Origin of the sequence: Sphingomonas asaccharolytica NBRC 15499, from assembly GCF_001598355.1 — a bacterium.
Classification (GTDB): Bacteria; Pseudomonadota; Alphaproteobacteria; order Sphingomonadales; family Sphingomonadaceae; genus Sphingomonas; species Sphingomonas asaccharolytica.
The window spans coordinates 1-11,671 of sequence record NZ_BCYU01000108.1 but is presented as its reverse complement, the minus strand read 5'-3'; the positions used below and the strand labels follow the sequence as shown (position 1 = coordinate 11,671).

At 66.6% G+C, this 11,671-nt stretch carries 13 protein-coding genes; 8 read left to right on the top strand and 5 right to left on the bottom strand.

The window, feature by feature from the left end; translation table 11 throughout:
* Positions 1–100 precede the first annotated feature (100 nt).
* The 3 genes from SAS01S_RS19920 to SAS01S_RS19910 are packed head-to-tail and all read left to right on the top strand — an operon-like array spanning position 101 to position 2,072.
* Positions 101–799 carry an SDR family NAD(P)-dependent oxidoreductase gene (locus SAS01S_RS19920; RefSeq protein ID WP_066812658.1) on the top strand — a complete coding sequence of 233 codons (699 nt, stop codon included), beginning with the start codon at positions 101–103 and terminating at the stop codon, positions 797–799.
* The gene (locus SAS01S_RS19915; RefSeq protein WP_066812656.1) at positions 789–1,742 is read left to right on the top strand and encodes a 50S ribosomal protein L11 methyltransferase; all 954 of its coding nucleotides are present in this window, start codon (positions 789–791) and stop codon (positions 1,740–1,742) included. Before SAS01S_RS19920 ends, SAS01S_RS19915 begins: the two co-directional genes overlap by 11 nt.
* An 18-nt stretch (positions 1,743–1,760) precedes the next feature.
* Positions 1,761–2,072, top strand: coding sequence for a hypothetical protein (locus SAS01S_RS19910; protein WP_066812654.1), 312 nt, complete (start codon positions 1,761–1,763; stop codon positions 2,070–2,072).
* 4 nt (positions 2,073–2,076) lie between these two features.
* Here the strand turns inward: SAS01S_RS19910 and SAS01S_RS19905 are convergent, their stop codons facing one another.
* Both SAS01S_RS19905 and phhA read right to left on the bottom strand, forming a co-directional pair.
* Positions 2,077–2,520, bottom strand: coding sequence for a RidA family protein (locus SAS01S_RS19905; protein WP_218016341.1), 444 nt, complete (start codon positions 2,518–2,520; stop codon positions 2,077–2,079).
* Positions 2,517–3,389: a phenylalanine 4-monooxygenase gene (gene phhA / locus SAS01S_RS19900; protein ID WP_066812650.1), complete on the bottom strand. Its 873-nt coding sequence runs from the start codon at positions 3,387–3,389 to the stop codon at positions 2,517–2,519. The genes SAS01S_RS19905 and phhA overlap by 4 nt, the downstream gene beginning before the upstream one ends.
* A gap of 38 nt (positions 3,390–3,427) precedes the next feature.
* Between phhA and SAS01S_RS19895 the strand changes: the two genes are divergently transcribed.
* Together SAS01S_RS19895 and SAS01S_RS19890 are read left to right on the top strand one after the other, a co-directional pair.
* Positions 3,428–4,084: a TIGR02117 family protein gene (locus SAS01S_RS19895; RefSeq protein ID WP_245657031.1), complete on the top strand. Its 657-nt coding sequence runs from the start codon at positions 3,428–3,430 to the stop codon at positions 4,082–4,084.
* Positions 4,075–4,812: a lipase family protein gene (locus tag SAS01S_RS19890; RefSeq protein WP_245657029.1), complete on the top strand. Its 738-nt coding sequence runs from the start codon at positions 4,075–4,077 to the stop codon at positions 4,810–4,812. The genes SAS01S_RS19895 and SAS01S_RS19890 overlap by 10 nt, the downstream gene beginning before the upstream one ends.
* Before the next feature lie 144 nt (positions 4,813–4,956).
* Here the strand turns inward: SAS01S_RS19890 and SAS01S_RS19885 are convergent, their stop codons facing one another.
* Positions 4,957–5,250, bottom strand: a complete 294-nt coding sequence (locus tag SAS01S_RS19885; RefSeq protein WP_066812649.1) for a hypothetical protein — start codon at positions 5,248–5,250, stop codon at positions 4,957–4,959.
* Between the two features lie 17 nt (positions 5,251–5,267).
* Positions 5,268–6,287 (bottom strand): glycerophosphodiester phosphodiesterase, encoded by a 1,020-nt coding sequence (locus SAS01S_RS19880; protein ID WP_066812660.1) that lies wholly within the window; start codon positions 6,285–6,287, stop codon positions 5,268–5,270.
* Positions 6,288–6,418: 131 nt separating this feature from the next.
* Between SAS01S_RS19880 and SAS01S_RS19875 the strand changes: the two genes are divergently transcribed.
* The 3 genes from SAS01S_RS19875 (at position 6,419) to SAS01S_RS19865 (ending at position 10,280) form a co-directional block, all read left to right on the top strand.
* Complete coding sequence (locus tag SAS01S_RS19875; RefSeq protein WP_066812648.1) at positions 6,419–8,623, top strand: xanthine dehydrogenase family protein molybdopterin-binding subunit; 2,205 nt, start codon at positions 6,419–6,421, stop codon at positions 8,621–8,623.
* 111 nt (positions 8,624–8,734) lie between these two features.
* The gene (locus SAS01S_RS19870) at positions 8,735–9,691 is read left to right on the top strand and encodes an XdhC family protein (RefSeq protein WP_066812647.1); all 957 of its coding nucleotides are present in this window, start codon (positions 8,735–8,737) and stop codon (positions 9,689–9,691) included.
* Positions 9,678–10,280, top strand: a complete 603-nt coding sequence (locus SAS01S_RS19865) for a nucleotidyltransferase family protein (RefSeq protein WP_066812646.1) — start codon at positions 9,678–9,680, stop codon at positions 10,278–10,280. The genes SAS01S_RS19870 and SAS01S_RS19865 overlap by 14 nt, the downstream gene beginning before the upstream one ends.
* A gap of 136 nt (positions 10,281–10,416) precedes the next feature.
* Here SAS01S_RS19865 and SAS01S_RS19860 read toward each other — a convergent pair whose 3' ends face one another.
* Entirely contained in the window at positions 10,417–11,625 is a 1,209-nt protein-coding gene (locus SAS01S_RS19860; RefSeq protein WP_066812645.1) for an ABC transporter permease, read from the bottom strand.
* Positions 11,626–11,671 lie beyond the last annotated feature (46 nt).

Below are 11,671 nucleotides of genomic sequence, written 5' to 3'. Positions count from 1 at the left end.
ATCGCTGCGCGATGGTCCCCCTCCCCGTTCCGGGGAGGATTTGAATACCCCCTCTCCCGGGGCATTGCCGGCGAACCGCCCACCCCGTAATCGCGAGCCTATGACCAACATCCTCCTGACCGGCAGCAGCCGCGGCATCGGCGCGGCGATCGCGCAGGTGCTTTCCGCCGGCGACGGCGTCCGCCTGATCGGCCACGGCACCGCGAGCGGCATTGCCGCCGATTTCGCCGACCCCGCCGGCCCGCGCCAATTGTGGGACAAGGCGCTGGCCGAGCTCGGCAGCGTCGATGTCCTGATCAACAATGCCGGGGTGTTCGAGGACAATCCGATCGACCGTTCGGACGACGACTGGGTCGCCGGTTGGGAGCGCACGATGCGGATCAACCTGACCGCCAGCGCCGAATTGTGCCGGTTCGCGGTCAGGCATTGGCAGGAGCGCCAATCGGGCGGCCGGATCGTCAACGTCGCCAGCCGCGCCGCCTATCGCGGCGACAGCCCCCAACACTGGCATTATGCCGCGTCCAAGGCGGGCATGGTGGCGATGACCAAGTCGATCGCGCGCGGTTATGCCGCCCAGGGCATCCTCGCTTTCGCGGTCTGCCCGGGCTTCACCATGACCGGGATGGCCGAGGAGTATTTGGCAAGCCGCGGCGGCGATAAATTGCTCGCCGACATCCCGCTCGGCCGCGTCGCCGATCCCGAGGAAGTCGCCAATGCGGTCGCCTATCTCGCGACTTCCGCGCCGCCCTCGATGACCGGCGCGGTGATCGACGTGAACGGGGCCAGCTATGTCCGCTGAGGCGGAGCGCACGATCGACAGCTGGCGGCTGACCCTGCCGTGCACGCGCGCCGAGGCCGAGGCGATCGATGCCGCCGAGATCGCGATCGACGCGGTGCTGATGACGACCGAGGAAGTCGAGGACGATGTCGAACGCTGGCGGCTCGATGCCTATAGCGAGGCCGAGCCCGACGCGGCGATGATCGCGGCGATCCGCGCTCTGGTGCCGAGCGCGGCCGATGTCGCGCCGCTGGTCGAGCCGCTCTATGACGAGGATTGGGTGACCTTGAGCCAGGCCGGGCTCGAGCCGATCCGCGAGGGCCGCTTCGTCGTCCATACCAGCGCGCATCCGATCGATCCGCCGGCGGGCGGGCGCGCTTTCCTGATCGATGCGGGCCGCGCGTTCGGCACCGGACACCATGCGACCACCTCGGGCTGTCTGAAGATGCTCGACGCGATGGCCGGGCAGAACTTCGCCAATATCATCGATATCGGCACCGGTACTGGCCTGCTCGCCTTCGCCGCGCGGCATGTGTGGCCAGGGGCGCGAGTGATGGCGACCGATATCGACCCGATGGCGATCGACGTGACGCGCGAGAATGCCGAGGCCAACGCGATTGCCGGCGTCGAGCTGATCGTTGCCGACGGCGCGCTCGACGATGCGATCACCGCGGCCGCGCCTTATGATCTTATCATCGCCAATGTGCTCGCCGGGCCGCTCGTGTCGATGGCGCCCGAACTCGCGGCGATCGCGACGCCGGGGGCGACGATCGTGCTCGCTGGTCTGCTCGAGACGCAGCGCGATCAAGTGGTTGAAGCCTATGCCGCCTGCGGCTGCACTCTGCTACAGACTGACCGGCGCGGCGACTGGACGATCCTGAAGCTCGAAGCCGGCAGGGTCCGCTATGTGCCGACCAGGCCATTCGATCCCAAGGGCCGTGACGGCTGGGCGTTAGATATCTGATTCTCGAAGGGGGATTTTATGATTCGTGCTGTTCCGCTGACCCTGGCCATGCTGATCCTCGCCGGTTGCAGCGGGGGCGGGCCCGCCGGCAATTCGAGTTCGAGCTTCGACAAGGGGTTCGTCGATTCGTTCCGGCCCAAGTTCATCGCGGAGTGCCAGGCGGGCGCGCAGAAGACGTCGGGCTCGACCAAGGACTTCTCGGTCGTGTGCGGCTGCGTCGCCGACAAGTTGATCGCCACCAAGAGCGTCGGCGAGCTGATGACCGGCCCGTCGCAGGAAGACACCAAGCGCTATGCCGGTGAGTGCATGCGCGAGCATCCGGTGAGCTAGGTTCTCAGCGTTTTGGCCGGACCGCCATCGCGTCGATCTCGACCTTGATCTCCGGCCGCGCGAGCCGGACGACATAGACCAGGGTCGAGGGCGGGGCGGCTTTGCCGAACGCCTTTTCGCGCGCGGCCTTGGCGCGGGCCGGATCGATCGGCTCGGCCAGATAGATGGTTAGCTTGACCAGATTGGCCGGCGTCGCGCCCTGGCTCTTCAGGATCGCGGCGATGTTGGCGAGCGCCTGCTCATATTGCGCTTCGACGCCGGTCGCCAGCGTGCCGTCGGGCGCATTGCCCACCTGGCCGGCCAGCATGAGCAGGTCCGATCCGGCGGGAATTGTCGCAACGTGGGAATAGTTGGCGATCGGCGCAGCGACGGTCGGCGGATTGGTGAAGGTCTGCGCCAATGCCGCGCATGGCAAGCACAGCGGGACCATGACAAGCAACGACCTCATGCCGATGCCTTTTCGTTGGCATAATGCTGCGTCCCGCGCGTGATCACCTCATCCTCCTGGAGGATGTCGGCGATCGGAATGTCGGGCTGAGCCTTCAACTGCTCGTAGAGCGGCGCGAAGTCGGTCTCCACCGTCACGCGCAGCAATTCGTCGAAGCTGGGGATGACGAAATAATTCTGCTGGAAATCGTCGATGCGATATTCGGTCCGCATCACCCGTGCGAGGTCGAAGCCGATCCGGTTGGGGCTGGGGTCGTCGAGCGCGAACTGGCTTTCGGCATAGCTCGAGACGATCCCCGAGCCATAGATGCGCAGCCCCTCGGGCTCGGCGATCAGGCCGAACTCGACCGTGTACCAATAGAGCCGGCCGAGATATTTCAACGCGTCCAGCCCCAAGGCGCGCTGGCCGCCGCGGCCATAAGCGGCAAGATAATCGGCGAATACCGGGTCGGCGAGCATCGGCACATGGCCGAACACATCGTGGAAGACATCGGGCTCCTGGAGATAATCGAGCTGGTCGGGGCGCCGGATGAAATTGCCCGCGACGAAGCGGCGATTGGCCATATGGTCGAAGAACACGTCGTCGGGGACGAGGCCGGGGACGGCGACGACCTGCCATCCGGTCAGTGTCATCAGCCGCTCCGACAATTCCTCGAAATCGGGGATGCCGGGCTTGGACAGTTTGAGCACGTCGAGCCCGCGCAGATAGGCTTCGGACGCGCGACCGGGGAGCAATTTCGCCTGGCGCGCGAACAAAGTATCCCAGGTAGCGTGCTCGTCCGGCGTATAATGCTGCCAGTCCTGCGGAATCGTCCAGTCGGACGCGGCACCGGGCGGCGGAGAATCGAGAACGTGCGTTTCAGTTGCCATTGAAACCATCTATCACGAGGACCGTGGGGAAAGAAATCGTGTCGCGCGCCTCGAGCGTCCTGGGATGGTTCGGCCGGGCGCTGGTCTTCGTCATTTTGGCCTATGCCACGGCGGGGATGGTTGGCGGGTCGATCCCGGCCAATGCCGGCTGGACACCGCCGGCGCAGGGCGTCCGCATCCTGGTCGAGGATAACGGCATCCATACCGGGCTGGTGCTGCCGGTACGCGCCGCGCGGATCGACTGGACCCAGGATTTCCCGGCGAGCGACATCGCCGACCCGCGCTATGCCCGGTTCGGCTGGGTCGCGATCGGCTGGGGCGATCGCGCTTTCTATGTCGAGACGCCGACCTGGAGCGACGTCCATCCGCTCACCGTGCTGCGCGCCGCGACCGGCAGTACGCGCACCGTGCTCCATGTCGAGCATGTCGACGAACCGCCGCTCAGGTCCGACACGCGCGCGATCGTGCTGAGCGAGGAGCAATATCGCCGGCTGGCCGCCTATATTCGCGCGACCCGCGGGCCGGGCGGCAAGGTCGCGGGCGGATATGACGTCAACGACGTCTTCTATGACGGCCGCGGATCGTACAGCGCGATCCGGACATGCAACGAATGGACCGGTGGCGCGCTTAGAGCGGCAGGCGTGAGAGTAGGCGTATGGACACCCTTTCCGATCGACGTGATGGCATGGTTCTGACCCCGCCGAGCAAGGCGCAATGGGCAGCGGAATTCCCCCGCATGGTGGGAACGATCGCGAGTATTCCCGGCGCGTGGCCCGAGTTGATGAAGGCGCCGGCGGGCGACGGGCGGCCGATCATGCTGCTGCCCGGCCTGTTCAATTCGGACCGGTCGAATGTGGTGATGAAGCGCTATCTGACCGCGCTCGGCTATCGCGTCCAAGGGTGGCGGCTGGGGCGCAATCGTGGCGCCAGAGCGATCGGATCGGAAGGCGAGAAATTGCTCGCGCGGCTCGAAGCCTATCATCGCGACGCGGGCGAGCCGGTGACCTTGATCGGGGTCAGCCTGGGCGGGATCATGGCACGCTTCCTGGCGCATCGCGTGCCGGAGATGGTGCGCGAGGTGATCACCGTCAGCTCGCCCTTTGCCGGCGATCCGCACGCGACCAATGTCTGGCGCGCGTTCGAATGGCTGACCGGCGAGAAGGTCGATTCGCCCGGCGTCGTCGCGCGGCGCGAGGAGATCGCCCAGCCGCTGCCGGTGCCCTCGACCGCGATCTGGTCGGCCAGCGACGGGCTGGTCAACGGCCATTTGTGCCACGACCCGCAATGCCGCGAGATCGAGATCGTCAGCAGCCATATGGGGGTGCAGATGCACCCGGAGACGCTGCGCGCGGTCGCGGGGGTGCTGGGCGGGGAAAAGGGGGACGAAATCAATTCAAGCCCCTCCCCTTCAGGGGAAGGGTAGGGGGTGGGGGATGCCTCGCAGAGCGCATCGCCCGTGACTGCCCCACCCCAACCCCGTTCCGGGTGAACAGTCCCCCGGACTGTTCAGGTTGTGCCGGGGGCACAACCGACCCGGGACGCCTGAAGGGGAGGGGCTAGAAAGAACTCAGTTCCGCGATCCCGAACCGTCCGCGCGGTAGCCGTCATAGGTGCCGCATTGCGACGGGTCCTTCTTGCACGCCTCCGCCGCCTTCTTGCGCTCGCGGCCCTCGCGCGCTTCCTGCTTGCGCATCTTACGGCCGTAATTGCGGTCGGCTTCCGACTGGCTGGTCGTGGTCCAATCGACCGCCTTGCCCGTCGCCTTGACCGGCAGAGTCGCGACGTCGACCGCGGTCTTGGCGAGGCACCCGCCGGTCAGGAGCGGCAAGGCGGCCGCGGCGGCGATCAAGATCCTACGCATCTACTCGTCCCCAAGGGTCATTTGCCCGCGCCGGCCCGATAGGCGGCGCGCGCGGTTGATCCAATTAGCGGAAAGTCGGTGAAAAAGCCATCGATGCCCGCCGCAAGCTGGCGCCGGATCGCCGTGTCGACATCGCCATGCGCGCGGGGATCGGCCCCTTTCCGGAGCGACGCAGGCAGGAAGAAATTCTCCGCGCGGAACGTCCAGACATGCACGCGCAGGCCGGCGGCATGGGCATCGGCGACCAGCGCGGACGGCTCCCCCTCGCCTTTGTCGACCATGTCCTTGTTGGGGCCGATGCCCCAGGCGTAGGTCGCGACCTGCTTGAGCCCCTCGGGCGTGATCATCGCGGCATAGCTCGGCGCGGCTTTGTCGGCGGGGCCGCCGGTTGAATCCATCAGCTGGATCAGGCGGATCCTGGTGATCGAATGGAGCAGCTTGAGGTTGTTCACCTCGAAGCTCTGGATGAACACCGGCGCATCGGCCGAATCCCAGCCAGTTTTTTTGAGCTCGGCGACGAGCTGGCGCTCCATCGGCTTGGCGATCGAGGCGAAATAGGTCGGGTGTTTGGTCTCGGGATAGATGCCGATCGTGCGGCCGACTTGCTTCGAGCGTTGCTTGGCCAAAGCGATGATCTCGGCGAGCGTCGGGATGTCGAACTTGCCGTCATAGGCGGCATTGGCCGGGCGCAATTGCGGCAGGCGCTCCCTGGCGCGCAGCGTCTTCAGCTCGGCGAGGGTGAAATCCTCGGTGAACCAGCCGGTATGACTCTCGCCGTCGATCAGCTTGGTCGTCTTGCGGCCGGCGAATTCGGGGTGATCGGCGACGTCGCTGGTACCGGTAATATCGTTCTCGTGGCGCGCGACGAAGACATTGTCCTTGGTCAGGACGAGATCAGGCTCGATGAAATCGGCGCCTTCGTCGATCGCGAGATTGTAGCTTGCCAAGGTGTGTTCGGGGCGTTCGCCGCTCGCCCCGCGATGGCCGATGACGATGGGATCGGAAAGCGGCTTCATCTTTCCACCTTGCCCCGCCATCGCCGACGATGCCAGCGCGGCGATGGCCAGCACCGTTACAACGCGAATTCGCTTGAAAACCGTCATGCGCGACCCGATTCCTCTATCAACGAACGCCCGCCCTATCGGCGTTTTGTGACCGGGAGGCGACGATGAACGACCATGCCATGGACGCCCCCTATCGCCCGGCGGCGCTCGACAAGGGTGTGCAGGGCCTGATCGGCAAGGGGATCGATCGTTACGAAGGTCCGCTCAAGGTCAGCGGCACCGCGCCTTATGCGGTCGAGGGCGCGCCCGAGGGCACGCTCTATGCGCATATCGTCGGCGCGGCGATCGGCGCGGGCAAGGTGCTGAGCATCGATACCAAAGCCGCCGAAGCCATGCCGGGCGTGGTCAGGGTGATCGTCGAGCATCCCGATTTCCCGTCGAGCGGCGGCAGCAGCCGCGAGCCGATGAGCGACTGGACCGACGCGATCGATCATTTCGGCCAGCCCATCGCTTTGATCGTCGCCGAAAGCCTGGAAATCGCGCGCGACGCCGCGTTGGCGGTCGCGGTGACGTACGAAACGCGCGAAGGTCGGTTCGATCCCGCCGAGCAGACGCCAATCGTCGACCACAAGATCGGTTTCCTGCCCAATATCGTCATCGGCGATGTCGATGCGGCGATCGAGGCGGCGGACGTGCGCTTCGACCAGAGCTATACCACCCCGCCGCATTTCCCCGCCGCGCTCGAGCCGCATGCGACCACCGCCTGGTGGGAAGGCGACGATCTGGTCGTGCGCGCCTCGCTTCAGGTCCTGAACGGCGCGCGCGAGACGATCGCCAATCAATTGGGGCTCGATCCGGCGCGGGTCCGCATCCTCGCGCCCTATGTCGGCGGCGGGTTCGGCGGCAAGACCGGTGTCGGGCCGGAAACGATCCTGGCCGCGGTCGCCGCGCGGGAGATCGGGCGCCCGGTCAAGATCGCGCTGCCGCGCCGCCAGACCTCGGCCCTGGTCCATCATCGCGGCGACACGGTGCAGCGCATCCGCATCGGCTGCGACGCCGAGGGGCATATCGCCGCGTTCGCGCATGACAGCGTGACCTCGCAGAAACCGGACAAGGGATTTCTCGAGCCGGTCCATTTCGGCACGATCCCGCTCTATGCCGGCAAGCATCGCCGCTTCACCACCGCGCTGACGATCGTCGACTTGCCGTCCTCGGGCGCGGTGCGCGCGCCGGGCGAGGCGGTCGGCACTTTCGCGGTCGAATGCGCGATGGACGAATTGGCCGAGCAACTGGGGCTGGATCCGATCGAGCTGCGCCGCCGCAACGAGCCCGAGAGTGATCCGACCAGCGGCAAGCCGTTTTCGACGCGGCTGATGCTGCAATGCTATGAGGAAGGCGCGCGCCGCTTCGGCTGGGACCAGCGCAATCCGGTGCCGGGGCAGAACCGCGAGGGCGAATGGCTGATCGGCCACGGCATGGCGGCGGCGCTGCGCGGCAATTTCACCGTCAACAGCGAAGCACGCGTCACGCTGACCGCCGAGGGCCGCGCGGTGATCGAGACCGACATGACCGATATCGGCACCGGCACCTATACCGTGCTGGCCCAGGTCGCCGGCGAGATGCTCGGGCTGCCGGTAGCGGCGATCGATGTCCGGCTGGGCGACAGCGACTTGCCGGTCAGCGCGGGATCAGGCGGATCGTTCGGTGCGGGCAGCTCGGGCTCTGCGGTGGCGCTGGCGTGCGAGGACATATTGGCCGAACTCGCGCGGCGGATGAACGCGGCGCCCGAGGAATTGACGCTCAAAGACAGCGTGGTCAGCGCCGGCGGGCGGTCCTCGCCGATCGCAGAGCTGGTCCGCGGCAAGCCGATTGCCGCCCATGGCAAGACCGGCCCCGGCCAGGTCAGCCGCCGCACCAGCCAGGCCAGCCATGGCGCGCAATTCGCCGAGGTCGCGGTCAACGCGGTCACCGGCGAGATCCGCGTCCGCCGGTTGATCGGCGTGTTCGATGTCGGCCGCGTGCTCAACGAGAAGACCGCGCGCAACCAGATGGTCGGCGGGATGATCTGGGGCATCGGCTATGCGCTGAGCGAGGAGGCAGTGGTCGACACCCGCACCGGCCAGTTCGTGAACCCCGATTTCGGCGAATATCATGTCGCGGTCCATGCCGACGCGCCGGCGGTCGAATGCCATTTCATCGAACAGGTCGACGACCAGGCCAATCCGGTCGGGGCCAAGGCGGTGGGCGAGCTGGGGATTTCCGGAGCCGGCGCCGCGGTGGCGAATGCGGTGTACAACGCGACCGGGGCGAGGGTGCGGGATTTCCCGATTACGTTGGACAAGCTGCTGCCTGGGTTGCCGCCGGTATGAGGTCGATTCTCTCCAACCGTCATCCCCGCGAAAGCGGGGACCCATCTCCCGCCCGGTCGGCAGGTGGCACCTTCACGAGATGGGCCCCCGCTTTCGCGGGGGTGACGGCGAATGGCCGATAACGACGCCGTCATCGCCGCCGCTTTGGCCTGGCGCGGTACCCCGATGGCGCTCGCCACCGTGGTCTCGACCTGGGGTTCGGCGCCGCGTCCGCGCGGCAGCCATATGATCGTCCATCAGGACGGGCGGTTCGAGGGATCGGTGTCGGGCGGCTGCGTCGAGACCGACATCATGACCGCCGCGGCCGAGGTGATCGCCGGGGCGTCGTTCCAGCTCAAACATTATGGCGTGGCCGATGCCGCGGCGTGGGAAGTCGGCCTGCCCTGCGGCGGCGAGATCGCGGTGATGGTCCAGCCGGTCGCCGCCGACGGTTTCGATCCGGAATTGTTCGACCGCATCGCCGAGGCGCGGGCGAGCGGCACGGCACTCGACGTCGTCACCAATCTCGACACCGGCCAGTCGAGCCTGCGTGCGTTTGATGGGTCCCATCAAAATGCCATTTTGATGGGTGGCGAGGGCGCCGCCTTCGTCAATCGCTACGAACCGCCGCGCCGGTTGCTTATCGTCGGCGCTGTGCAGATCGCCCAGGCGCTGACCGGGCTGGCGCGCGAGCTCGGCATCGCGACGACGGTGATCGATCCGCGCGCGCGTTTTCTGACCGCCGAGCGCTTCCCCGGCGTGACGCTCGACGATCGCTGGCCCGACGAGGCGGTCGCCGCGCTCAAGCCCGATGCGGCGACCGCGGTCGTCACGCTGTCGCACGACATCAAGATCGACGACCCCGCGCTCGCCGCCGCGCTGGCGGCACCGACCGGCTATATCGCCGCCTTGGGATCGCGGCGCAGTCATGTCGCGCGGCGGGAGCGACTCGGCGCGCTGGGCGTTTCAGACTCCGACCTCGACCGCATCGATGCACCCGCCGGGATCGACATCGGCGCGGTCGGCCCGGCCGAGATCGCTTTGTCGATCGCCGCCGGCATGGTGGGAGCGTTGCATGATCGCACCTGAAACCACCGCATTGATCCTGCTCGCCGCGGGCAAGTCGGCGCGCTTCGGCCTGTCCGACAAACTGACCGAGATGTTCCTGGGCCAGCCGCTCGGCATGCATGTCGTCACCGCGTTGGACGCGGTGCCGTTCGCCCGGCGCGTGGCGGTGCGCGATGGGGTGCAGCTCGATTATGCCGCGCGCGGCTATCATGAGGTGCATAATAGCCACCCCGAACAGGGATTGTCGCTGTCGCTGAAGATGGGCGTCGCGGCGGCGCGCGGTCCGGGGATCGAAGCGGTGCTGATCGCGCTCGCCGACATGCCGCGCGTGACCGCGGCGCAAATCTATCGCCTGTTCCACGCCGCGACCGGTCCCGACACGATCGTCGCATCGAGCGACGGTGTGCACCCCAAGCCGCCTGCTTTGTTCGGCGCCAACCGCTTCGACGCGCTCGAAAGCCTCGACGGCGATGCCGGCGCGCGCGACCTCATCCTCGCCGGCCGCCATGTCGTCACCCATCCCGACGAGCTGATCGATGTCGATACCGAGGAAGAGCTCGACGAGCTTATGGCCAAGTTCGGCCAGATCCGCACCCGCCTGCAAATCTGATTCGTCATTCCCGCGACAGCGGGAACCCAGCTCCCGGATGAGCAGCAAGATCTCACCCGCATTGTGAGCGGATAAGGTTGGAGATGGGTCCCCGCTGTCGCGGGGATGACGGGTTGGGGCGGGCTATCGCCCTATCCTATTCGTGCCGCAAGGCGTCGATCGGGTTGAGCGACGCGGCGCGGCGCGCCGGGAAGAAGCCGAACACCACGCCGATCGCGCCCGAGATCAGGAAGGCGATGACGTTGATCTGGACGTCGAAGATGAACGGCAATTGCCCGAGCACCGACAACAATATCACCGCGAGCTGACCCAAGAGCAGCCCGATCAACCCGCCCAGGCACGACAGCACCACCGCCTCGACCAGGAATTGCATCAGCACTTCGTTGGCGACCGCGCCGATCGCCAGGCGGATGCCGATCTCTCGCGTGCGTTCGGTGACCGACACCAGCATGATGTTCATAATGCCGATGCCGCCGACGATCAGGCTGATCCCGGCCACCGCGGTGACGATGTTGGTGAGCAAGGTCGTCGTGCTGCTCAGCGTGTCCGAAATCTGCTTGGTGTCGAAGATGTTGAAATCGTCGTCCTTGCCGCCGGTGATATGGCGGCGTTCGCGCAGCAGGTCGGTGATCGACGCTTGGACCTGCGCGGTCGAATAGGCTTCGTCGACGCCGACGAGGATCAGCCGCACATCGGTATTGCCGGTCATCCGCCGCTGCACCGCCTTGATCGGCATGATCACGACATCGTCCTGATCGCCGCCGAAACCCGACTGGCCCTTGGTCGTCAGCAAGCCGATCACGTCGCACGAAATGCCGGCGATGCGCATCCGCGTGCCGATCGCCGGCGCGGTCTTGTAGAGGTTGGTGTAGACCGTGCTGCCGATGATGCAGACCGCCTTGCCCGAGGCTTCCTCGGCCGGGCTGAAATAGCGGCCGGTGGTGAGCGGCCAGGGCTGGACCTGGAAATAGCCGTCGGTGGTGCCGTTGATCGTGGTCGACCAATTCTGGCCTTCATAGATCGCGGTGCCGGTCGATTGCGCTTGCGGCGCGACCGCGGTGACGCCGGTGATCTGCTTGCCGATCGCCTCGACATCCTGCGGGTCGAAATCGGGCGGCCGCGGTCCGCCGCCGCCGCGCCCGAAGCCCTGGCCGGGGCGGATCTGGAGGACGTTGGTGCCCAGACTCGCGATCGATTTCTGGACCTGAAGCGTGGTCGCCTTGCCCAACGTCACCATCGCCACCACCGCCGCGACGCCGATGACGATGCCGAGCACGGTCAGGAACGACCGCAGCAAATGCCGCCGGATCGAGCGGATCGCGAGGATGAAGGTGGTTCCGAGCATATGCCCTACCTGCTCCCCTCCCCTTTAGGGGAGGGGCTGGGGGTGG